Source organism: Arthrobacter alpinus, assembly GCF_001445575.1.
Lineage (GTDB): Bacteria > Actinomycetota > Actinomycetes > Actinomycetales > Micrococcaceae > Specibacter > Specibacter alpinus_C.
The window spans coordinates 4,148,651-4,172,396 of record NZ_CP013200.1 but is presented as its reverse complement, the minus strand read 5'-3'; the positions used below and the strand labels follow the sequence as shown (position 1 = coordinate 4,172,396).

The 23,746-nt window shown below is 58.5% G+C and carries 19 protein-coding genes and 1 pseudogene; 14 read left to right on the top strand and 6 right to left on the bottom strand.

Annotation, left to right across the window (positions count from 1 at the left end):
- Positions 1-98 precede the first annotated feature (98 nt).
- The 9 genes and pseudogenes from AS189_RS18535 to AS189_RS19685 all read left to right on the top strand — a co-directional run bounded on the left by AS189_RS18535 (position 99) and on the right by AS189_RS19685 (position 12,055).
- Positions 99-1,111 (top strand): annotated as a pseudogene (locus AS189_RS18535) (LacI family DNA-binding transcriptional regulator).
- A gap of 633 nt (positions 1,112-1,744) precedes the next feature.
- On the top strand, positions 1,745-3,415 hold the full coding sequence (locus AS189_RS18530) for an extracellular solute-binding protein (protein ID WP_062292337.1): 1,671 nt from the start codon (positions 1,745-1,747) through the stop codon (positions 3,413-3,415).
- Between the two features lie 77 nt (positions 3,416-3,492).
- On the top strand, positions 3,493-4,527 hold the full coding sequence (locus AS189_RS18525; RefSeq protein WP_082634440.1) for an ABC transporter permease: 1,035 nt from the start codon (positions 3,493-3,495) through the stop codon (positions 4,525-4,527).
- A complete protein-coding gene (locus tag AS189_RS18520) occupies positions 4,521-5,468 on the top strand; it encodes a carbohydrate ABC transporter permease (protein WP_082634439.1) in 948 nt (315 codons plus the stop codon). The genes AS189_RS18525 and AS189_RS18520 overlap by 7 nt, the downstream gene beginning before the upstream one ends.
- Positions 5,469-5,546: 78 nt before the next feature.
- On the top strand, positions 5,547-7,910 hold the full coding sequence (locus AS189_RS18515; RefSeq protein ID WP_062292334.1) for a beta-glucosidase family protein: 2,364 nt from the start codon (positions 5,547-5,549) through the stop codon (positions 7,908-7,910).
- Positions 7,907-8,596, top strand: coding sequence for a DUF624 domain-containing protein (locus tag AS189_RS18510; protein ID WP_062292331.1), 690 nt, complete (start codon positions 7,907-7,909; stop codon positions 8,594-8,596). Before AS189_RS18515 ends, AS189_RS18510 begins: the two co-directional genes overlap by 4 nt.
- Positions 8,589-10,151: a glycoside hydrolase family 43 protein gene (locus AS189_RS18505; protein ID WP_062292328.1), complete on the top strand. Its 1,563-nt coding sequence runs from the start codon at positions 8,589-8,591 to the stop codon at positions 10,149-10,151. Before AS189_RS18510 ends, AS189_RS18505 begins: the two co-directional genes overlap by 8 nt.
- Positions 10,148-11,128, top strand: a complete 981-nt coding sequence (locus tag AS189_RS18500; RefSeq protein WP_062292324.1) for a glycoside hydrolase family 43 protein — start codon at positions 10,148-10,150, stop codon at positions 11,126-11,128. The genes AS189_RS18505 and AS189_RS18500 overlap by 4 nt, the downstream gene beginning before the upstream one ends.
- A gap of 33 nt (positions 11,129-11,161) precedes the next feature.
- Positions 11,162-12,055 (top strand): endo-1,4-beta-xylanase, encoded by an 894-nt coding sequence (locus AS189_RS19685; RefSeq protein WP_082634438.1) that lies wholly within the window; start codon positions 11,162-11,164, stop codon positions 12,053-12,055.
- Here the strand turns inward: AS189_RS19685 and AS189_RS18490 are convergent.
- Together AS189_RS18490 and AS189_RS18485 are read right to left on the bottom strand one after the other, a co-directional pair.
- Positions 12,015-12,923: a DDE-type integrase/transposase/recombinase gene (locus AS189_RS18490; RefSeq protein ID WP_129587104.1), complete on the bottom strand. Its 909-nt coding sequence runs from the start codon at positions 12,921-12,923 to the stop codon at positions 12,015-12,017. The genes AS189_RS19685 and AS189_RS18490 overlap by 41 nt on opposite strands.
- Before the next feature lie 119 nt (positions 12,924-13,042).
- On the bottom strand, positions 13,043-13,447 hold the full coding sequence (locus AS189_RS18485; protein WP_062285378.1) for a hypothetical protein: 405 nt from the start codon (positions 13,445-13,447) through the stop codon (positions 13,043-13,045).
- A gap of 72 nt (positions 13,448-13,519) precedes the next feature.
- Here AS189_RS18485 and AS189_RS18480 point away from each other — a divergent pair, with 72 nt between their 5' ends.
- Complete coding sequence (locus AS189_RS18480) at positions 13,520-13,897, top strand: endo-1,4-beta-xylanase (protein WP_062292318.1); 378 nt, start codon at positions 13,520-13,522, stop codon at positions 13,895-13,897.
- A gap of 40 nt (positions 13,898-13,937) precedes the next feature.
- Here AS189_RS18480 and AS189_RS18475 read toward each other — a convergent pair whose 3' ends face one another.
- Entirely contained in the window at positions 13,938-14,954 is a 1,017-nt protein-coding gene (locus tag AS189_RS18475; RefSeq protein ID WP_062292316.1) for a LacI family DNA-binding transcriptional regulator, read from the bottom strand.
- A gap of 382 nt (positions 14,955-15,336) precedes the next feature.
- On the opposite strand from AS189_RS18475, the gene AS189_RS18470 reads away from it, so the two are divergent.
- Entirely contained in the window at positions 15,337-16,365 is a 1,029-nt protein-coding gene (locus AS189_RS18470) for a glycoside hydrolase family 27 protein (RefSeq protein ID WP_337589186.1), read from the top strand.
- A 61-nt stretch (positions 16,366-16,426) separates the two neighbouring features.
- Here the strand turns inward: AS189_RS18470 and AS189_RS18465 are convergent, their stop codons facing one another.
- Positions 16,427-17,734, bottom strand: a complete 1,308-nt coding sequence (locus AS189_RS18465) for an ISL3 family transposase (RefSeq protein ID WP_062291294.1) — start codon at positions 17,732-17,734, stop codon at positions 16,427-16,429.
- A gap of 169 nt (positions 17,735-17,903) precedes the next feature.
- On the opposite strand from AS189_RS18465, the gene AS189_RS18460 reads away from it, so the two are divergent.
- The gene (locus tag AS189_RS18460; protein ID WP_062292311.1) at positions 17,904-18,092 is read left to right on the top strand and encodes a hypothetical protein; all 189 of its coding nucleotides are present in this window, start codon (positions 17,904-17,906) and stop codon (positions 18,090-18,092) included.
- A gap of 68 nt (positions 18,093-18,160) precedes the next feature.
- Here AS189_RS18460 and AS189_RS18455 read toward each other — a convergent pair whose 3' ends face one another.
- On the bottom strand, positions 18,161-19,045 hold the full coding sequence (locus AS189_RS18455; protein ID WP_062292308.1) for a VOC family protein: 885 nt from the start codon (positions 19,043-19,045) through the stop codon (positions 18,161-18,163).
- Between the two features lie 98 nt (positions 19,046-19,143).
- Entirely contained in the window at positions 19,144-19,965 is an 822-nt protein-coding gene (locus AS189_RS18450; protein ID WP_082634437.1) for a response regulator transcription factor, read from the bottom strand.
- A gap of 217 nt (positions 19,966-20,182) precedes the next feature.
- Here AS189_RS18450 and AS189_RS18445 point away from each other — a divergent pair, with 217 nt between their 5' ends.
- Both AS189_RS18445 and AS189_RS18440 read left to right on the top strand, forming a co-directional pair.
- Positions 20,183-21,871: a sensor histidine kinase gene (locus AS189_RS18445; protein ID WP_062292301.1), complete on the top strand. Its 1,689-nt coding sequence runs from the start codon at positions 20,183-20,185 to the stop codon at positions 21,869-21,871.
- Positions 21,872-22,014: 143 nt separating this feature from the next.
- The gene (locus AS189_RS18440) at positions 22,015-23,730 is read left to right on the top strand and encodes a sensor histidine kinase (RefSeq protein WP_062292299.1); all 1,716 of its coding nucleotides are present in this window, start codon (positions 22,015-22,017) and stop codon (positions 23,728-23,730) included.
- Positions 23,731-23,746: the final 16 nt, after the last annotated feature.

Below are 23,746 nucleotides of genomic sequence, written 5' to 3'. Positions count from 1 at the left end.
GGGCGTGACCATGAACCTCTTGACTTCGGCCCGCGATGTGAACAGTATGAGAAAGAAAGGGAAAGTTCAACGGAATATTTTTTCCCAAGAAGGTGGCCATGCGAGCAATCACGATTAACCACGTTGCCGAGGCCGCTGGCGTGTCCATCGGAACGGTGTCAAAAGCATTGAACGGAACTGGCCGGGTGTCATCCAATACCCGGGAGCGAGTTCTTCAAGAGGCAGCGCGGCTGGGATTCGTGCCCCGTACACGAGCAAACTCGGGGGCAACTGTTGATCTCGCTTATTCCGTTGGTGTGCTCACCTCCGATAGTTTCGGACGTTTCACCAATCCGATCATGTTGGGCGCCGAAGACACTCTGGGGCCGGGCAGGGTAGCGGTGCTGATGTGTGACGGCCGCGGGGACGCCCTTCGTGAGCAGTTCTACATCGACAGCCTGATGCGACGGCGAGTGGACGGAATTATTGTCACTGGCCGCGGCAATGACCCGAGGCCGCCAGTTCGGGGAACCGGATCCGTTCCCGTCGTCTATGCGTTTGCGCCCTCCACTGAACCCGATGACTGCTCAGTAGTCCCGAATAATCACGCAGTGGGCTCACTCGCAATCGACCACCTCGTAGGGAGTGGTCGACGTCGGCTGGTTCAGATATCGGGAAACGGGGACCAAGCCGCCACGGCAGAACGACACCGCGGCGCATCCCTTGCGCTCTCCGGTCACGGGCTCACATGGGTGTCAGTACCTCAGTTCGGTGAATGGTCCGAACGATGGGGACGCGAGGCGGCACTCCGTCTTGTTCGCGACGGGGGTGAATTCGATGGCGCGTTTTGCGGAAGCGACCAGATAGCCCGTGGCTTCGAAACAGGACTTCGCGAGTCCGGCGTTGACGTCCCTCGCAAGTCGGCGTCGTCGGCGTCGATAATTGGGACGTCATGGCCCAGGCAGCGCGCCCGCCGCTGACGACTATCGATCTCCATCTCGCGGAAATCGGCCGCCGCGCCGCCACAATCATCATCAATGCGATTGGCGGCGAACCAGTCCCCAAAGGGTGCGAGAAAGTAGAACCGTCGCTCATCATGCGAGAATCCAGCGCCTCACAAACGCTTGGTTAGCGAACAATAAACGGCGAACCTGGGCAAGTTCGGCGCTGGAGAGGTTTCACTCGAGCGAGGCCCCATGCCGATCCCTGGAGTGCCGCCTGATCAGGCGGCGGCGCGGAAACGTATTTGTCATCGATACGAAGCGCGGCCTGGACTTGGCCGAGATCGATCTTGAAACGCTCTCGCCGGGCCGGAAATTCTTCACGGCGAAAACGTGAGACTCAATAAAGGCGGATGCGATCGGCACGGACGCCTCTTCGTCGGCTCCATCGCGTATGACCGCGGTGAGGGTCCCGTCCGCCCCTGACGGTTCTGTGCCTCAGACTGGCGCTTTGTGACTTCCAAGGCTGGAATCGTGACGGATCCCGCCAGAACTGTCCAAAAGGACCAATATAGCCACCGCTTACCGATGACGATTGCGGCTTTGAGGCTATTTCCCGCCCTTGCGCGGTTCAATAGCGGCGCCCGAAACGACCGGCGGGTCACTTATTACAGCTGTGGAGCCCTAATCATGCTGGTCTCATCCACCTGAGTCAGCGGAGCCATTGACTTCATTTGTGAGCTAGATTACTCTTCAAAAGTATCGGAAGTCTTCCGAAACTATCGGAACTGGCGCAGGTTTAGCTCACACTCAAGGAAGAGAAAATGGCAGCTTTCACGTTTAAAAACCCACCCATTAGTCGGCGCGCGTTTGTCACGGGCATCGCCGCAGCCGGACTTGTGGCCCTCGTTGGTTGCAGTAAGAAATCAGATGCCCCCGTGGACATCTCAACCCAGAACGTCGGCGCCATGGAGGGCTTCGAGGCAGACATGCAGTTCAAGGCCACGGAGCCGTTGGATCTCTCCATTCTTTGGACGGATTGGCCGGAACTTCCGGTGAAGGACTCTTGGGAAGTATTCAAGGAAATCAAGGCTCGAACCAACGTCAACCTTGAATTGACCCACATTCCCTTCAGCGACGCAGTGGAGAAGCGTAGCCTGCTCATCAGCGCCGGCGATGCTCCCTCGATCATTCCGCTCATCTACACAGGTGATGAGAAGCCGTTTGTGTCCTCCGGCGCTGTCCTGCCCATGAGTGACTACGTAGAGCACATGCCCAACTTCAAGAAGTACGTGAAGGAATGGGATCTTGGAGCCATGATGGAGAATCTGCGCCAGGCTGACGGGAAGTACTACATGTTGCCGGGCCTTCAAGAGGTTTCCGTACCCGTCTTTTCACTCATGATCCGCAAGGATGTGTTCGAGGAGGTTGGCGCCGGAATTCCCAATACGTGGGATGAGGTGCGGGAAGGATTGGTCAAGATCAAGGCCAAATATCCGGATTCCTATCCGCTAGCTGACGGCTTCGAAGGGCAATCACTGCTCAATTACGCTGCTCGCGCCTTCGGTACGCAGGCTGGCTGGGGTTTCGGAACGGGCACAATTCTCGACCAGGAAACAAAGAAGCTCAAGTCCGTCGCCACATCGAAAGAGTACAAGGACCTTCTCACGTTCTTCCACGGCTTGGTCAAGGACGGTCTGCTGGATCCGGAATCTTTGACGGCGGCCGATGCTGGTGGCGGAAACGCCACTGTTTCGGAGAAATTCGCCAACAATAAGGTCTTTGCCGCTTCTGGGAACACCGGCACTGTCATTGAATATTCGACGGCGCTCGACAAGACCTTGGGGAAGGGTAAGCACGAGGTCATTCTCATTGCCCCGCCCGGCGGCCCCGCTGGCAATGTCATTGGACCCCGCAACTTCTGGCACGGTTTCATGCTCAGTTCAAAGGCCAAGGACGAACCCAACTTCCAGGCCCTGTTGCAGTTTGTTGACTGGTACTTCTACAACCCTGATGCACGGGACCTGCTGCGGTGGGGCGTAGAAGGCAAACAGTACACAAAGGATGCTGCAGGTGTCATCAAGCTCAAGGACGGATTCTCGCTTGACGCATGGAACCTCATGAGCAAGGGTGCCGTGGATATTCAAAAGGACCTTGGATACTCCACATTCGCCGCTGAAGGAACCGAAAGCCGGAAGTTGAAAGAGTCTTACAGCCCCAAAGATGCCGTGGCGTACATTGATTCGGTCCTGAAGACCAGGACTTTCCGCGAACCAGACGAGCCGGCACCGTTGGAAGAGGCGGAACTGGAGCAGTCCTCCTTGCTTGCCACTCCTTTGAAAGACAATGTCGATACCAATACCTTGAAGTTCGTGCTTGGAGAGCGCAACCTCAGCGAATGGGATAAGTACGTTGCCGAGCTTGAAGGACAAGGTCTCACGAGTTACGTTGACCTGCTTAACACCGCCCACGACCGCTTCGCGAAAAAGGCGTAGGTCCTTGGAATCCGCGACGGTCCAGGCCGCGAGAGGGTGTTTGAATCGCCATGCCACTGAGCTGATGGGGCGATGACATGACAACCACAAACACGGTGCAGGTGAATCAGCCAGCGACTAAGACTGACGGCCTGCCTCCGAGCCAATCCTCGACTCACGGCGGACACGATGGGCCAGCCCGGTCCCGCCGCACATCCAAAAATGCCGGGCGTAGGCCGTTGCGAAAATCGTTGCAACGCGATTGGCAGCTGTACGCTCTGGCGATCGTGCCGCTGATCTTTCTTGCGATCTTCCGGTACGCGCCCATGCTCGGAAACGTGATTGCGTTCCGCCGATTCAGGCCAGGGGGAAATATCTTTGGCGATGAATGGGTGGGTCTGAGGTACGTTTCCATGTTCATCAATGACCCAACGTTCTGGCACGTCTTTTCAAACACGGTCATCCTTGGTGCCCTGACACTCATCGTTTGCTTTCCGCTGCCAATCCTTCTTGCCCTCCTACTTAACGAGGTGCGCAAGAAAGCCTTCAAGCGATTGGTGCAGTCGATCTCGTATCTACCGCATTTTCTCTCCATTGTGATCATCGTCGGAATGGTCATGCAGTTGTTGTCGGTGCAAGGGACCGCGAATCAAATCATCACCGCTTTTGGCGGTGATGCGATTCCGTTCCTGCAGCGGGCTGAGTGGTTCCGCGCCATCTACGTTGGATCTGAAGTGTGGCAAACAGTTGGCTGGGGGACCATCCTCTACCTCGCGGCACTGACCACGGTTGATTCGTCGCTGTACGAGGCGGCCGAGATCGATGGGGCCAACAGGTGGAGCCAGATCTGGCATGTCACCCTCCCCGGAATCCGGCCGACCATGATGACGCTTTTGATCCTCAACATCGGCACGTTCCTCAACGTTGGCTTTGAAAAGGTCCTCCTGCTGTACAACCCCTTGACCTACTCCACCGCAGATGTGATCTCGACATACCTGTACCGAGTGGGCCTAGTGTCGAACAACCTCAGTTATGCCGCGGCAATCGGGCTGTTCCAAGCGCTGATTGGGTTGGTCATGGTTTTGTCCGCGAACTTCATTTCACGGCGAGTAGTAGGAGCAAGTTTATGGTGATTCAAACAGACCTAGCCAAGGGAGCCAAGGGAATCAAGGTACGCCGCACAGGCAGGCCGCGAGGGTCCCGGGACTCCACCGGATACAGGATTTTCACATGGTTGAACGCAATGGCGTTGATCACCTTGTGTTTGATCATGCTCTATCCGTTCGTGACTGTCCTTGCCCAATCCTTCAGCTCTCCTGGGGCCATCAAGGCCGGGCAAGTGAACGTGCTGCCGGTTGATTTCAACATTAATTCCTACGTGGCAGTGATGAATAACGGGATGTTTTGGCGTAATTACGGCAACACGGTCCTGTACACCGTGGTGGCGACCATCATCGCCATGACGCTCACCACCGCCTTCGCCTATGTCCTCTCCAAGGAGCACCTTCGCGGACGGAAGATCTTGATTGGCATTGCCGTCTTCACGATGTTCTTCAACGGTGGAATTGTCCCGAACTACGTCTTGATTTCCTCATTGGGCATGAAGAACACCATGTGGGCGCTCGTTATCCCTGGTGCCATCTCCGTGTTCAACCTCTTGGTGATGAAGTCCTTCTTTGAGAATCTGCCCAAGGATTTGGAAGAGGCAGCACAGATCGATGGTCTGAGCTGGTTCGGGATATTCGGACGCATAGTCCTCCCGCTCTCTAAAGCAGTCATTGCCACAATGGTCTTGTTTTATTCAGTGGCATTCTGGAACGACTGGTTTGCCGCGTTCCTTTACCTGGACAAAAGTGAGCTCTTCCCCGTCACCTTGTTCCTGCGGAACTTGATTGCCGGTGCGTCCAGTGCAGCGTCAGAGGGCGCAGCCGCCTCCGGCAGTTCGGCAGCAGCACTCTCCGCAAACATTCAATCGGTGACGATGATCCTTACAGTCATCCCCATACTGTGCATCTATCCGTTTGTTCAAAGGTTCTTTGTCTCAGGCATCATGCTTGGTTCCGTCAAGGGCTAGCCGCCATCGAGTCCCTTCTCCAACAGTTGTTTCCCGGCTAACTGTCCGGGCCCATTTCCATCAGAAGGTTTGCAACGCATGACAATTGACAGTTCAGTGGTCCAGTCCAATTTCCTGAAAGCAAGGCCATGGCATGACACCTCACTTTCGGCAACAGATCGGGCCGATGTGCTGATTGCTGAAATGACGCTAGAGGAGAAAACGAGCCAACTCGTGGGCCTGTGGGTTGGCGCCGACGATGGGGGAGGGGACGTGGCGCCGTACCAAAGCGACATGAGCCAGGACACTCCCGTCTTTGCCGAGGTGATTGTCGACGGGCTAGGGCAACTCACTCGGCCCTTCGGCACCGTTCCGGTTGATCCTTCGGCCGGGGCGCAATCCTTGGCCAGGGCTCAGCGGCAGATCATGGCCGCCAACCGTTTCGGAATCCCTGCCCAGGTCCACGAGGAATGCCTAGCCGGCTTCTCCGCGTGGGGCGCAACGGCATATCCGGTTCCACTGTCTTGGGGAGCCAGCTTCAACCCGGAGCTGGTTGGCCGCATTGCCGGGCAGATTGGCAGGTCGTTGCGTTCCGTGGGCGTACACCAAGGGCTCGCGCCGGTTTTGGACGTGGTGCGGGATTACCGATGGGGAAGAGTGGAAGAAACCATCGGCGAGGACCCGTATCTAGTTGGTACCGTTGGCGCCGCGTATGTTCAAGGGCTTGAAAGTGCTGGCATTGTTGCCACACTCAAGCATTTTGCCGGATACTCCGGTTCGCGGGCGGCACGCAACCACGCGCCGGTCGCGGCGGGCCCACGGGAGATGGCAGATGTCTACTACCCGCCGTTCGAGATGGCGCTGCGCCATGGCGGCGCCCGGTCGGTGATGAATTCCTACGCCGAGGTTGATGGCGTACCCGCCGCTGCCGATCCGCAGCTGCTCACCGAATTGCTGCGGGGCACGTGGGGGTTCGACGGCGTTGTGGTGGCGGACTACTTTGCCATCGCGTTCCTGCGCACACTTCAGCGTGTTGCCGGAACCGAGTCCGAAGCCGCCGCCCGCGCGCTCGCAGCAGGGATTGATGTTGAGTTGCCGTCGGTGGCTGCTTACGGCAAACCCCTGAATGACGCCGTTCGCTCTGGCGCCGTCTCCGAGGAGCTCGTCAACAGGGCACTGCGACGGGTCCTTGTGCAGAAGATTGACTTGGGACTGCTAGATGCGGACTACCAACCGGAAGTGCCGGATCAGGTGGAGCTCGACACCACAGATTCCCAAGCCCTAGCGCTGGAACTCGCCCGGGAAGCCGTCGTTCTGGTAGCGAACGACGGCGTGCTGCCGCTGCGTCCGGAGGCTCGTCTCGCCGTCGTCGGCCCGCTGGCAGATGATGCTTACGGCATGCTTGGCTGCTATTCATTTCCGGCACATGTTGGCGTCAAGCATCCGGAGCGGGGCCTTGGGCTGGAGATCGGAACCGTGCTCGAGGGGTTGCGTGGACAGCATCGAGGCGAGATCGCTTTTGCCAAGGGTTGCGATGTCAAGGCTGCAGGCAGGAGCGGTTTTGCTGCCGCGACGGATGCGGCGGCCGGCGCAGATGTGGCACTGGTGGTGTTGGGAGATCAGGCCGGGCTGTTTGGGCGTGGAACATCCGGGGAGGGCTGCGATGCTGCGGATCTGCGCCTGCCCGGTGAGCAGCAAGCTCTGCTGGAAGCTATCTTGGCGACCGGGACACCCGTTGTCCTACTCCTACTCTCCGGCCGCCCTTATGCACTTGGTTCGGTGGCGCAGAAGTGTGCCGCGGTAGTGCAAACGTTCTTTCCGGGACAACGTGGAGGACAAGCCATCGCGGAAGTGCTCACGGGTGCCATCAATCCCAGTGGACACCTGCCGGTGAGCATTCCCAACAGTCCCCATGTTCAGCCGGGGACCTATTTGGCGCCCCCGCTGGGCATGCGCAACGGGGTTTCAAATCTCGACCCCACAGCTCTGTTCCCCTTCGGCCACGGCCTCTCCTATGGCGAGCTGAGTTGGGGCCACGTGACCACGGGGAATCAGCAATGGCAGATTGGTGAAAGCACCGCGCTGACCATGGAGCTCAGCAACAACAGCGCAAGGAGGGTGGCCGACGTCGTACAGGTCTATTTGCATGATCCCGTGGCCCAAGTCACCCGCCCGGACATTCGGCTGATCGCATACCAGCGGGTGGACCTTGAACCGGGAGAGAGCGCAACGGTGAATTTCACGCTGCACTCGGATCTGACCTCCTTCGCGGGGCTCAAGCTGCATCAGCTCGTGGAGCCGGGAGAGCTGGAACTGCGCATCTCGCGCTCCAGCACCGACGTGCATGCCGTGGTTCGGCGGACACTTGTGGGACGCGAACAAATTGTTGGAGCAGATCGTAAACTCATGGCTACCAGCCATGTCCACGTTCGATCCGCCTCCCTGGCCGGGGAACAGCGATGAGTTCCAGCGCTCTCGCCAATGAGATTGGCAGCGGCGTATTGTCTCGGATGGCGGCAGGTGTGTATCGGCTACTGGTGCTGGCGGTTTTTCTCATTCTGATGTGCGGGCCAACACTGGTTGCATGGACAGTATTGGGCGATGCGGCTGCCAATGCTGCGTTCTTCGTCATTGCGCTGCTGCCCGTGGGGCCTGCGCTCTCGGCAGCCGTGTATGCCATGCGTACTTGGGCCGCATCGCCAGATCTGTCACCGGCCCGTGCCCTGTGGCGTGGATACCGGCTGAACTTTCTCGACACCATGAAGTGGTGGGCTGTGGTTGTTGCCGTGGCGCTGGTGTTGATCGTCAACATTGTCTTTGCCGAGTCAGTTCCCTTCGGGGTAACTTTTCGACCGGTAGGGATCATCGTCTTGGGTCTACTCGGTGTCTGGGCGGGGCACCTGCTGGTGGTCTCGTCCTTGTTTTCCTTCCGCACCCGAGATTCGATGCGGATCGCCGCCGTCGAACTTTTCGCGCAGTGGAAGGTGAGCCTTGGCTTTTTGTCCCTCATGATCGTTGCCCTAGCCACGGTGCACCTTGGTACGGAACTGGCCCTGCTGGTCTTCGCGTGGGCCTTTAGTGGCATTCTCTGGCTTATTGCGCAGCCGCTCATCGCAGACGTTTCCCGGAGGTTTATCAAGAATGACTGAGAACCAAACCACTGCTATGTGGGGCGAGACCAATCCCGTCTTGCCCGGATTTTATCCTGATCCGTCCGTGTGCCGCGTCGATGGGGATGACGGGACCTGGTTCTACCTGGTGAATTCCACCTTCGAGTATTTGCCCGGTCTGCCCGTGCACCGCTCGCGTGACTTGCTCAGTTGGGAACTCATCGGCCATGTGATCGACCGTCCGGGCCAGATTAATCTCTCAACCGTGAGAGATTCCGGCGGCTTGTTTGCACCGACGATCAGACACGATGGAACCCGTTTCCTGGTGGTCTGCACGCTGGTTGGCGGGGCCGAAGGAGCCTCGGGGAACTTCGTTGTCACGGCGGAGAACGCGGCCGGTCCGTGGTCGGATCCCATCTGGTGGGACATGGACGGAATTGACCCCTCCATCATGATTGAGCCTGACGGCAGCATGTGGGCTCATGGCACCAGACTGGCACCGCTCCCTGAATGGGCGCAGCAAACCGAAGTGTGGGTACGCAGGCTCGACAACGAAACATTGGTGCCGGACACGGAGGAGACCATTGTCTGGTCCGGAGCCTTGCGCGGAGCCATCTGGTCGGAGGGACCGCACCTGCTCCGTCGCAACGGGTTTGTGTATCTCCTTGCGGCAGAAGGCGGCACGAGCTTCCACCATGCGATCGTCGTCGCTAGAGCCGAATCACCACTTGGACCGTTCGTCGGCAATCCTGCCAACCCTGTCTTGACGCACCGCAATCTTGGCCGCGCAACGCCGGTGACAAATGTTGGCCATGCAGACCTCGTTGAGGCGCAAGATGGCAGCTGGTGGGCTGTCTGTTTGGCGACCCGAGCCTGGGACAGCTGTGATTTGCTGGGGAGGGAAACGTTCTTGGTTCCGGTGACATGGGAAAACGACTGGCCAGTCTTTGCCCCGGGCGAAGGGCAGCTGCCCCAAAATCCCAAGGGCCTTCAGGGTTTGACTGGCCAGGAACACTTGCCCTTTGACTCACCAGATAACCCCGCTGCAACCGGAGGTGAGGACGTCATTGCCGTCCGGCGTCATCCGTCAGAGATCGTCACAGAAACTGGGGTCTCAGGTACATTCCGGCTGCAGGCCGGGAATGATCTCACCGATTCTAGACCCGCATTTGTGGCCCGACGGTTGGCAAGCCTGAGTACGCGCGTGCAGATTCGACTGGTGGATGCCAGTTACGGAGTTCGCGCCGGACTGGCACTGCGCTACTCATCCACGGCTTTTGTGGCGGTCACAGTGGGAGGCGGGACGCTGAGTATTGACACAGTCTCGGGCGACGCCTCAGTTGTCTCCACTCACGCACCAAGGCTGACGCTGCCCCAGGGAACAGGCAAAGGTGTTCTTGCCTTTGAGGTGCATGGCACTAGTGCTGTTGCTATCTGGGAACCGGACGATGGGGGATCAGTTCGCTCTGATGTGCTGGATATCTCCCACCTGTGCGCCGAGAAGAACGGCGGATTCGTGGGCGTCACCTACGGAGCATTGGCTGTGGGGGATAGCGGTTCCGCTGACTTCGCGGATCTCCAGGGGGGACTGTGAGCGAAGCGTTCGGCTATCTGCTGGTGCATTTCGTTGAGGACCCGCTGGAACACAAAGAGAAGATTTATCTATCGCTGAGTGAGGGCGATGACCCGCTTTCGTGGCGGCGCCTAAACGGCGGCGCAGCCGTTCTTGAGTCCTTGGAGGGGACCGGTGGTGTTAGGGATCCCAACATTGTCCGGGGACCCGATGGGACGTTCCACATTCTGGCCACCGATCTGCGCGTGTGGCGCCCGGAGGGACCCGACTGGTGGGAATTCAGGCACCGAGGCAGCCTGGATGTAGTGATGTGGGATTCCACTGATTTGATCACCTGGTCGGAACCGCGGTACGTGAGGATTGCCCCGGACGGAGCAGGCATGGCATGGGCGCCCAAATCGGTTTACGATCCGGTTTCCGGCGATTTCCTGGTCTTCTGGTCCTCCGGACTGCAGGAGGCAGTGTCCCCGGAGCCGGTGTCTCTGGAGTCAGCATCTCTGGCATCAGCCGAGACGGGTCCCAGCAAGATTCTCGTGTCACGTACCAAGGACTTCGTCGGCTTCACCGCTCCAGAGGTGTACTTGGATCTTCCCGGTGGAGTCATCGACATGACCTTGCTCGTCACTGACACCGCCGTACATCGTTTGGCCAAGCACGACGACGACGCACCCCTGTCACTTCAGCTGTTCCACCAAAGAGGCTCCTCGGTTTTTGCCGACGATTTCATCACCGTGGCCAAGAACGTGGGGCACGAAATTTCACCCCATGTTGAAGGTCCGCTGGTTTTCCGCCATAACCACGAGAATCGCTGGTATCTCTGGGTCGATCGGTACGCCGACATGCCGCAGGGATATCACGCTTACAGCACCACCAATTTGGAATCGGGCGACTGGAAGCACGTACCGGGCTTCACCTTGCCAGAAAACACCAAACATGGCGCCGTCCTCCCACTCCAAGGCGATGAGTACCGCAATTTGGACGCTTTTTATCCACGGTGAGCCATCAACGACTGCCCATGAGGAAGAAAACTAATGACAGCTGATCGCTACGCCCATCGCAAAAGCAATGCCACCATCACCGTCACCGATGCCCAAGGCAACCCGTTGCGTGGGCAGCCGGTCCTGGTAAAACAGCTGCAGCATGCTTTCGGTTTCGGGTGCACGCCCCCGACTATGGACGACGGAGAAGATCAAAGTCGGGAACGTTGGCAGGGGCTGTTTGATACGGCAACACTCGCTTTCTACTGGGGCCGCTACGAACCCACGCGTGGCGTCACCGAACGCAAAAAACTACTCCAATCAGCCCATTGGCTTTCCAATCGCGGGGTTCGGCTCAAGGGCCACCCGCTGGTGTGGCACACGGTCAAAGCGCCGTGGGTGGATGCGTTGCCGCTACCCGTTGCCGAAGAACTGCTGCGGGGGAGAATCCGCCGAGAGGTCAAGGATTTCGCCGGGCTCATCGATTCGTGGGACGCGATCAACGAAGTTGTCATCATGCCCGAGTTTGTCAATGAGCCCGACGGTGTCCAGAATGCCATTACCCGGATCTGCGCTGACAAGGGACGTGTGCCGATGGTGAGGCTCGCGATTGAAGAGGCGCGGGGCCAGAACTCTGGGGCGCAGCTGATCCTCAACGACTTTGATCTGGGGCCGCGGTATGAACAACTCGTGGAGGAAGTCCTCGATGCCGGGATCCAGATCGATGCCATTGGCCTGCAATCCCATATGCACAAAGGGTTCCGTGGGGAAGACCAACTCAATGACGTGTGCCAGCGATTCGCCAGGTTTGGCCTTCCCCTGCATTGGACAGAGACCACTCTCCTCTCCGGGGACTTGATGCCCTCAAATGTTGGGGATCCGAAAATTGTCAAGCTGTGTGGAGTCACTAGGCTATTTTTTGGTGTTCTTCGGGTTTGGGGAGGTTGATCCCTACGTGTTGGGCTGGGGCTGGTGTGGTGGGTCGTTGGCGGAACCTTCCTGGGTTTTGTTCGTAGTATTCCTGGTGGGTTTTTTCGCGTTTATCCCAGAGCTCTTTCCAGGACCCGTCGTGGACTTGTGCTGGTGAGAACAAGGCGATGCCGGAGTGTTTGTGATCGTTGCTGTACCAGCGCACGTAGTCGGTGAGGTAGTCCCTGGCGGCCTCGAGGCTTTCGAAGATTCGAGGGTAACCGGGCCGATATTTCATCGTGCGAAAACCTGACTCACTGAAGGGATTGTCGTTGGAGACGTAGGGACGGTTAAAAGTGAGTTCCACGCCGTGGGAATTGAGAGAGTCACGGAGCAGGTGTGACCTCATGGATGGGCCCGAGTCCGCGTGAACCACGCGCGGGGCGCCGTAGCGGGCGATGGCGGCCTCGAACATCTCGACGGCGAGGTAGTCAGCCTCGCGTTCCTCGATCCGCCAGCCGACGATCTCCCGGGAGTAGATATCCATGATGGAATACACCTTGTAAACCCTTCCCTGCCACTTGGAATAGACGTCACTGATGTCCCAAGACCAGACCTGGCAGGGACCGGTGGCCTTGAGAACCGGCTTCTGCGCGGTGCCGCGTTTACCGCCGCGTTTGGTCGGGACTGTGGGGCGCGCATTCTGGTCCTCGTACTCTGCCGCGACCCGCCACCACGTGCGGCGGGAGGCGATCATCACGCCGTTGTCCCAGGCCGTGGCGAAAGAATGATCCACGGAGTTGTTCTTCTCCCAGCCGGCCAGAATGAACTCAAGAATCCACTCCTGATGGATGGTACTGATCCGGCTTTCATAGGCCCGGTCGGCTTGATGGGTGGGGTTCTCCACGCCTGGGCGGGGATTGAACCTGTAGTGCCAGGTCCCACGCGAAACCCCGGTCAGCTTCAGAGCCGTCCGCTGGGATCTGGTGAGCTCTTTCAGCTCCAGGACGAGGGTGGTCTCAGCTGCTATGAACGCTTCTGATCGCTCGTCGGGGTTGTATCGGACTCTGGCACGTTCAACTCGTGCAAGAGCCCTATAGCTTTTCCCAGAGCCGAATTTACTCCTTCAAGCTCAGCAATGCGCTTCTGGAATTTTTCGACTTCAACACGATGGGCGGCTATCTCTTTCGCGCGTGCTTTTTCAAACGCGGAGAGCTCACTATTTGTCGGGACCATACCTCCATGTTCTCGCGGAATCAGGCCCCGGTCGATATCGCCTTCGACCACCATCGTGCGCCACCTGCGGAAGATCCAATCGGAGATGGACTTCGAGGCAAGCCACTCCTTCCGCGACCCCCGCGGCTGCAAATAGTACTCATGCACGAACTCACGGATCTCTTCACGGGTAAATCCCTTGTTATCAACGGCCACGGCCGGCTCCTTCAATCAACGGTTAATGAGTGACTCACAACCAGCCTGACGCAGAGGGATCTCAACGACTATGTGGTCGATAACTGGCCCACAACGCCCGCCGGTGAGGAACGTCAGGCAGCGGAAATTATCCGCCACTACTCAACGCTTGTGGCGCACCCAGCGGTTCAATCGATTACCTATTGGGGTTTTGACGACGCCACGGCATGGCTCGGTGCGCCAAGCGGCCTGATCCGAAAGGACGGATCGCCGAAGCCGGCCTACACGGCACTTCAGAACCTTATCCGCGGGGAATGGTGGCTTGTTCCGGTCGAGATGATTGCAGACGGAGAAGGGCGCATCAGCCTCTCAGTATTTGCGGGGCTCTTTGAGGTTGCGGCAGGCCGGTCCAAGGGAACCGTCCAGTTGCCTGTTGGAGAAGTGCAACTGGAGGTACCGCTGGCAGCCTAGCACCGGCGTCGAACTCCAAGGCACAACGAGAGAATACTCCTTAGCCGGCCGGAGGTGCCGTTGATTCCCGGATGACCAGATCCGTGCCTAGCTCAACCCTCGGCGACGCAATCGACTTCCCGCGGGCCATGGAGATCAACGTTTGGGTGGCCAGCATCGCCATCTCGGCGAGCGGCTGATTCACCGTGGTCAGCGGCGGCGTGAGCCAGTCCGAAACGGGCAGGTTGTCATACCCGACGATGGAGAGATCACGGGGAATCAGTAACCCAAGTTCACGGGCCGCGCGCATCACTCCCAGTGCTTGGTAATCAGAGCCGGCGAAGATTGCTGTCGGGCGGTTCGGACCCCGGAGGAGTTCAAGCCCATGGTGATATCCGGCCTCCTTTTCAAAGTTCCCCCAACGAATCAACGCTGGGTCATAGCGCAGTCCCACCTCGTCATGGGCGCTCTTGAATCCGTCAACGCGGGCCCTGCTGCAGAGAACATCGCTGGGCCCGGAAATCATGGCGATTCTCTTGTGGCCCAGCTCAATGAGGTGCCGGGTTGCTACGAGGCCACCGTTCCAGTTGTTGGAGCCCACTGTGGGAACGTTTGAGGCGGGTTCGCCGTGCGCATCGATGACTACGTAGGGTATGGAGCGGGCATCAAGTTGCTGGCGTTGGGCTTCATCGAGTCCAGAGAGCACCAAAACCACGCCGATGGAACGGCGGGCCATGATGCTATCGAGCCATTCCTTGGAGGGCCGGCGCGATCCTCCCAATTGCGAGAGCACAACGCCGATGTGTTCTGGTCCCGCGGCTTGTTCAACGCCCCGAATGACTTCAAGGGCCCAGCCGCTGCCTGCTTCGTGAAAAACGAGATCCAGCAGGTCTGCTGAGCGGAAGGGGGAATTCGGGGCAACGGGTTTGCGGTAGTTGTGCCGCGTAAGTGCTTCCTCAACCCGGATCCGCGTTTGTGCGGCAACGTCCTCCCTGCCATTGAGGACTCGGGAAATTGTGGGAACGGAAACGCCAAGCTCTTCGGCAATCTCTGCAATCGTGATGCGTCCTTTGACCATCTCAGCTTCCCTCCTGTCCCTTCGAAACTATCGCCTTATCCAATGATACTTACGGCGGACAGTAATACGGGCAGAGTTACGGCTGACTCTTTCGCGCCGTTCCAAGACCAATCGGTCTAGGCGTCCGGCCCCCACCGCGGAGGCTCGATGAGAATAATGTGACGCTAACAACAAAATATTGGGTTAGTGACCGAGTGGGCCCGTGACATGCCAAGTCCTAGCAACTATCTTGAGGACAAGGGCAGCCTTAACGGCCCAACGCTGAGGGCTCGCGAGTGCTCAACACCCAACGGTTCACCAAGCAGAGTGCTGCAAATCAGAAACGAGTCAACGAATGTCTTCGACAAACCGCGCTTTCTCCCTGTTGGTACCAACTCCGCCTATGGGATGGAATAGCTGGGACTGCTATGGCACCACGGTGACCGAGGACGAAGTCCTAGAAAATGCCCGGTTTGTCCGAGACCATTTACTCCCCTCGGGGTGGGACACAGTCGTCGTCGATATCGCCTGGTATGACCCGACGGCGAGAGCTCACGGATACAACGAAGATGCCCCTGTTGTGCTCGATGCGTACGGCCGCCAGCTGCCAGCACAGAACCGGTTCCCCTCGGCGGAGGGCAATACCGGATTCACCGCCATGGCTAACGCAATTCACGCCATGGGACTGCGCTTGGGAATCCATGTCATGCGTGGCATTCCGCGCAAGGCCGTCGAACAGAATCTCCCGGTCGAGGGGACTGCATGGACGGCGTCGCAGATCGCCAACCAAGGTGACACCTGCAGCTGGAATCCTGACAACTTCGGGCTCGACCATGGACATCCAGGTGCCCAAGCGTACTACGACGGCCAAGTGGCTCAGTTCGCCCGCTGGGGAGTCGATTTCCTCAAAGTGGATGACATGCAGGCGCCCTACCATGATGACGAAATCACGGCCTATGCAACCGCCATTGCCCGCAGCGGGAGGACGATGGCGCTGTCGCTTTCCCCTGGCACGAATCTACCCACGACGCACCTTGAGCATCTTCGCGCGAATGCAAACATGTGGCGCATCTCCGATGACCTCTGGGACCGGTGGGATGACGTGCACGCCCAGTTTGCCCGGCTGGCGCGTTGGGCACCACTTCAACGCGCCGGCGGCTGGGCTGATGCCGACATGCTTCCGCTTGGCCGGATCGGTCTCCGTGCTGAACGTGGTGAGCCACGTGATTCTCGCCTGACACCTGCGGAACAGCAGACCTTGCTGACGTTGTGGGTCATGGGGCGCTCGCCGCTGATGATGGGTGGCGACCTGCCCTCGACCGATAAGGCAACCATAGAGCGCCTGGCAAATCCCGCCCTGTCGAGGGCCCCTCGCCACGGCAACGGACAACCGCGAGATCATTCGGGAGCCCAAAAGTCAGGGGAGTGGTGAAGTTATTGTTTGGGCCGCCACCGCCGAGACTGGTCATTTTGTCGCAGTGTTTTGGGGCTCTTCAGAATTGAGAGTGTAGTTTCGGTCTGAAGCCGCCGGATTCCAGCAGTGATCTGGCGACGTAGTTGGTGAGGTTGCGGAAGCCAAGGGCGGATCCTCGGAGGTGTTCCAATCTTCCATTAATTGCTTCAGTTGGGCCGTTAGAAGTTCCCGGACGGTCGAAGTACGCGAGGACGTCAGTTGCCCTGCGTTTGAGTGTTCGGCCCATCTTTTTCAGTTCTTTCAGAGCTGCAGGGACCCTGCTGCTGAGGGAATCAATGAGGGCTTGCATGAGCTTCTTACCTTGGGCCGGGTCTTCTGCCCGGTAGGCGGCGATCATGCGTTGATAGGCGCCCCACGTAGCTTCGACTTCGACATGTTTCTCCTCGGCGAAGAGATCAGCGATTCGCTTTTGTTGTTTCTCGGTCAGCAACCCATCACCGGTATGCAGCGTCAGCCGGGCTTTGTAGAGCGGATCCCCGGCCCGTCCCCGATGCCCACACGTGGCCTGCTGCACCCGGCGACGGCAGTCATCGAGCGCGTCGCCGGCAAGACGGACGACATGGAATGGATCCATCACCGCAACAGCGGCAGGCAACTCTTCGGCGGCAGCGCTTTTGAACCCGGAGAACCCGTCCATGGCCACGACTTCCACCCCGTCACGCCAAGCTTGAGGGCGTTCCTTCAACCAGGTAGCGAAGACCTGTTTGGAACGGCCCTCAACCATATCCAGCAGCCTAGAGGGGCCCTTTTTGTCGCGGACCGGGGTGAGGTCGATGATGACGGTGACGTATTTGTCTCCATGTCTGGTGTGGCGCCACACATGCTCATCAACACCGATGATCTTCACTCCGTCGAAGCGTGTGGCGTCATTGATCAGCACCCGCCGTCCTTCGGCCAACACGGCCTTGTTCGCGGTATTCCAGGACACGCCCAGCCCCTCGGCGACGCGAGCGACGGTGAGGTGCTGGCACACGATGCCTTCCAACGCCCACACCAGGCCGCGACGGGAAAGCTTTGACCGTGGTTCGGCTGCCTGGGTGGTGTCTTGCCGCCAGACATGACCGCACCCGGTACACCGATAGCGGCGGATCCGGACCAGCAACGTCGTCGGCCGCCAGCCGAAGGGTTCATGGCCGAGTTCCCGGGTCACTGTGTCCCGCGGGATACCTTCGCCGCCACACTTACGGCACCATTCATCCGTGGCCACCACCCGACAGGCAATCACAGCACGATCAGGAGCAAGGAACTGCCCGGTCGCTTCCAGACCAAGCCCGTCAAGGCGGCAGAAAGTAGTCAGGTCAGGGCATTGAAGGGTAGCGTTGAACACGAGGGCCTTGCTGTAGAAAAATCTGGATCTAGACAATCTGATTCTCTACCAAGGCCCTCACCTATACCGAAACGAGTTCCTCGCCCGGATTCATCACTGACCAACCCCACCTACACCCTGCATTCGGAAGAGCCTGTTTTGGACCGGCGAGTCCGAATGCGAACTGTCCGTGGCGCTGAGCTCGGTGGTGGGGTTCACCGCCGCGCGGGAAGGATGGGCCGCCCGTGACCTCTGGGAGCAGGGCCCGGCGCAGGATCTCAAGCTCGACGACGAGGGTCGTTTCGCCGTTGCTGTCCCGCCCCACGGGGTGCGCTGGTACGAACTTATGCGTGTTGAGTCTGAGGCGGCCTCAGATTGAGCGCATCTTGAAGGGTGCTGTGTATTTGTTTCTGGGCCCGTCGCCCTAAAAGCCCTGACCGTGGAGCGTCATAGCTCGGCCATGATGATTTTCTTCATCTCCAGCATCCGTGAAAACGCGCCCGGGTGCTGCATCAACTCGCCCATATTTTCCGGCACGATCTGCCAGCTCACGCCAAAGCGGTCCACCACCCAGCCGCATTGTTCGGCCTCTGGCACGCTGGAGAGCACCTCCCATAACCGATCGATTTCCTCCTGATCGGCGCAGGAGACTTCCAGCGACAGCCCCGGCGAGAACGTGAAATGGTGATCGGTGCCGGCGTCCATGCCAGAGAACCACTGACCGGCAAGATTGAATTCGGCAAACATGATGCCGGCCGCTTCGTCTTGATGGGGCATGAGCATGCCGATGCTTGAATCCGCCAGAAGCCCGGTGTAGAGCTCGATTGCCTGCTGGGCCTGGGCAACGGGTCCGGTAAAGAGGAACTGTGGAATCACGAATGGGCGACGGTCTCCGGCCGGATCGCTCAACATCAGCTGCCAGTTCACCCCAAAGCGGTCTTCGACCCAGCCGTAGAGTTTACTGAACGGATATTCGTCTAACTCCATGCGCACCTGGCCGCCTTCCGCGAAGGCCTCCCAGATGCTGTGGATGCTGGTTCGGGCCTCATCCTCGCCGCCGTCGAACAGGAGCGGATCCGTGTTGAGGATGAACGAGATAGCGGGCGTTGGCCGGAACTCGTTTCCTGCATTGATGAGACGGATCTGGTAACCCCTCACGGACACATCCACGACGAGGGCTTGCCCCGCAAAATCGCGTTGGAAGTCCAACAAGCCTTCGGTTGGATAATTCATGGTTGTCGTAGCTGACGACTGTGGAAGCACCGCAGCGTAGAATTCTCCGACCTCCACGGCGTTGCCTTGACACCAGACATTGGGCACGATCCGTTGCATGATTCCTCCTCGAAGTGACTCATTTCAGCATGTCACTGCCGTCCTTGGCCTTCAAGAGATTTGAAGTGAGCAATGCGGAAGTAACCGGCAACCGCGGTCTAATGGACCAGTCTGTAACCCACACCCCGGACGGTCTTGATCCAGCGCGGTTCTCGCGGATTATCGCCCAATTTCCGGCGTAAATTCGCTACGTGAACCTCAATGGTTCGTTCGTCGGCATCGCTAATGTAGGAGCCGACGTCGTACTCCTCACCACGGAGTCGACGCACCAAGTCAGACTTGGTGCGCACCTGCTTACCGCTGTCCACGAGGGCGTGGAGAAGATCGAACTCGGTGCGAGTCAGCTCCAATTCGGTGCCGTCCACTTCCGCGGTACGGTCCCCGCTGTTCAACACCAGGCCATTCACCGCTTTCGGGATGCTTGTAGTTACACCGTTGCTCGTTGAGTTCATCCCCTGGCTGGCAGGTGTAACTTCCGAATTGCCTGACGCAGGCCCGGAGGCACTGTCGACGGCGGCTGCTGCCACAGCGGGCTGGCTTTCGCCGGCAAACCTCGGCCGGCGCATCATTGCGCTGATCCTTGCCCTCAGCTCTCGTGGCCGGAAGGGCTTGGTGAGGTAATCATCGGCGCCGGTTTCCAACCCCAGCAGGGTGTCCATTTCATCGGCCCGGCCCGTGAGCATGATGATGTAGGCATCGCTGAACAAGCGGATTTGCCGCGCGACTTCGAAGCCGTCAATATCCGGCAACCCCAGATCCAGGGTCACAATGGCAGGATTGTTGACCCGTACAGCTTCAACACCAGTGGCACCAGTGCTGGCAGCGTGAACCTCAAATCCTGATTGGTTGAGAATGACGCTGATAAGTTCCCGAATATCTTGGTCGTCTTCAACGATGACCGCCACTCGAGGATTGTTCATTTTTCCCCCACTAAATCACTAAAAACTAGAAATTGTTGCTGCAATGCAAGACCGTTGGGCCCCAAGCCCGTTCGTATCTCCAGTATGGCATTATCTAAAGTGGCGCCCCTCTTGGTTCGTCCCCCTCCGATCATCAATTTTGTGTATCAGTCGCGCGACAGGCCCATAGCTGCCAGCACTTCAACATGGGGAAGAATGTTTATCAACGGAAGAAATCTTGACTGAAACACCTGCAAATCAGCTCATCGGCCGGCTCTTCTACCAGCGATCCCAGCGGGTACGGGTGATGTTGGCCCAGCTTCCATTCTTCGTGACTGTGTCATTGGCGGCACTGATGATCGGCATCCTCTATCCGGAGCTCCTGTCCAATTCACAACTGGTGGTCAGCTTATGGTTGAACGGCTTCTTGATGCTGGCCTGCCTGGTGGTCCCTTGGGACAAACTGCACCCGGCATCATTTCTCGTCATCCCCTACATGGATTTTTTTGTCGTTGCATTATTCCGTGAGGGCATCCAAACCCTTCTTTCTTCGGCCGGAATGCTGGCACTATTCCCCATATTTTGGATCTGCGCCTCTGGTGTGGCGCCCAAAACTGCCGTGGTCACCAGCACATTGGCGAGTTTGCTGATTATTTGGAATCCGGTATTCCAGTCGGGCCAGGTGAGCGCTGACGCCATGATCAGGCCGATCCTCTTTCCGTTCATGATGCTCGCCTTCGCGATTACCGTGGTGGTGCTAACCACCAGCATGGAAGGCCAACGCAATTCCTTGCTGGACAAGGATAAACTCCTCCGCGCAGCGCTTGCGGAAAGCCAACACCGGGAGTTGCTCCTTGAAACGGTCGTAGACACCGTAGGGATAGGCGTGGTGGTGGTGGACGCCGATGGCAATGACCGGCTGATGAATTCCGCCCAAGTAGCCATCCATACTTTGGGCCGCCCCCTTGACATCGCCGACCCCGAGGAGAAGGAACTCCTGCTCTTTACTCCGGATAGGGTGTCCTTGGCACCCGAAGCGCGCCCCGTGAGACGTGCCATCAATGGAGAATCATTCACCAACTACCAAATCTGGATTGGCACCGGCGAGCAAGCCCGGGCCCTATCCACGACCGCTCGCATCATGCGACACGACGATGGAAAAAGCGAAGGGGCCGTCATCGCCTTCCACGATGTCACCGACATGGTTAATGCCTTGTCCGCGAAGGACGACTTTGTGGCCAATGTTTCACATGAATTCCGAACACCCTTGACGGCAATCCAGTCGTACCTTGAATTGGCGCTTGAGACCCCGGATTTACATCCCCCGGAGGTGGGACAGTATCTGAAAATTGCAGACCGAAATGCCGAACGTCTCGGCGGGCTCGTGGGAGACCTTCTGGCCACGTCCTCAATTACAGTCGAGCGCACGCCCACCAATATGAACCGCATCGTGGCAGACAGCATCGCCTCCGCAACTCCGGGCGCGGCCGCCAACTCCGTGGCCGTCGATTGGCAGTGCGAGGAACCGCTACTGGCCATGGTCGACGGCGTCCGCATCAGCCAGGTGCTGGATAACCTGATCTCCAACGCCGTGAAGTACTCTCCTGATGGCGGAACACTCACTGTCCGTGCGTGGGCAGACGGGACCGATCTGCGCTGCCGCGTCAGTGACACCGGCCTTGGCATGAGCAGTTCCGAGCAAGCGGGCGTTTTCCAAAAGTTCTTCCGGGCGGGCACTGCCGTGGAACGCGGTATTCCAGGTATTGGCCTGGGCCTGATGATATCCAAGACCATTATTGATACGCACGGCGGATCCCTCATAATGGAGAGCCAGTTGGGTGTGGGAACCACCATGAGCTTCGTGATCCCCGCGTGCGTCATGGATTCCTCCTCGGCACCACAAGAGTTCTCACCCACGGGGGCGTGAAACTCGTGTGGCATTATCAATATCGAGGCTTCGTAGCACCGAAAGTGCGATGGTCACATGTCGCCTGACGCCGTGCAAGACATCGGGTTCTCGTAGGGTCGCGGCAACTTCCGTGGCAGCGACTTTGAAGGATGGAAACTATCATGACGGACATCGGTGCGCGGGAGCAGACAGGCAATAATCTCTTCCGGCTGCGAGGTGAACGGAAACGGGTCTTCCTGACACAACTGCCGCTTTCCCTGATCATGGCGGTCGCCGTCCTGATTGCTGCCGCGATTTATCCGCAGTCCTTTCAGCAACCGTTGTTTGTGGCCGCCTTGGTGATGCACGTCTTGTTGCTGCTCGCATCCTTTGCCGTCCCTTGGGAACGGCTTCCGCCGGCTGCCGTCCTGGTCATCCCGTATCTGGATTTCATAGCCGTGGGGCTATTCCGCGGAGGCAATCAGCAATTCCTTACAGCTGTAGGGCTGTTAATCTTCTTTCCCGTTTTTTGGCTGGCTTCATCAGGAATGGCAAAACGAACGTCCGTCGCTGTCAGCGTGGTGGCTGCTTTGCTCATCGTGTGGCTGCCCCTGGTGATGTCCCCGGATGCTCTCACGATTGAGCAACTGGTGCGGCCGCTACTCTTTCCAATAGTGGTTCTGGCCTACGCCACCACGGTTGTCGCTGTCACCAACACCATGAACATCCAACGCAAGACGCTGGAAGCCAAGGACGTTCAGCTGCGGGCAGCGCTTGAGAGTAGCCAGCAGCGGGAAAGGCTCTTGGAAACAGTAGTTGATACTGTCGCCGTCGGATTGGTGGTGGTGGATGCAGAGGGTCATGACATGCTGATGAACGCTACACAGCGAGCCCTGCACACGTACGCCCTCCCCGAGGATGTTTCCGATCCCCAGGAAAAGGAGTTGTTGGTTTTCGCTGTAGATGCCATTAGCCCTGTGGCAGCCGAGGAACGCCCGGTGCGGCGCGCCATCAGGGGTGAGGAATTCACCAATTACCAAGTGTGGCTGGGAGCTGGGGACAAGGCCCGTGCAGTGTCCACCGCGGCACGCCCCATGAAGGATGAACAAGGGAGGTTCGACGGCGCCGTCATCGCTTTCCACGATGTGACGGACATGATGGCTGCCCTCGAGGCGAAAAACGACTTCGTCGCCAATGTCTCTCATGAATTCCGGACTCCCTTGACCTCAATCCGCGGCTACTTGGACCTGGTTCTGGAGGAGTCGGCGGAGCTGCCGCAGGATATCCACGGTTACCTCGACATTGCGTCACGTAATGTTGATCGCTTGAGTTCGCTTGTCGCGGACCTGCTGACTACCGATTCGGTGACACTTGAATTGACGCGGACCGACGTTGTGCAGCTCGTCGCGGACTCCCTGGCCTCGGCTACTCCTATGGCGGAACGCAACAAGGTCACCTTGAGCTCGCAGGTACAGGCACCTTTGGCGGCCTTCATCGATTCCCGACGGATAGGACAGGTGCTGGATAATCTGGTGTCCAATGCCGTTAAATACTCGCCCGACGGCGGAACCGTATCGGTGAGCGTAACGGCAAAAGGCGCGGATTTATGGTGCCAGGTTCAGGACTCAGGCATGGGAATGAATAGCGATGAACAAGCTCAGGCGTTCAGTAAATTCTTTCGAGCAAGGTCTGCCGTGCAGCGCTCAATTCCGGGAATCGGGTTGGGTCTGATGATCTCCAAGACAATCGTGGCCAAGCACGGCGGCACCATTAGCCTGCTCAGCAAAAAAGGGGCCGGCACCACGGTGAGTTTTGTCCTGCCGGGATGCCTGAGCCCTGCCGCCAGAACCCCCGGACGTGGCCCTGCGGGCGAAGCGGCACGTCAAGACGCACCGTGAACCATGCGGTTCCGGA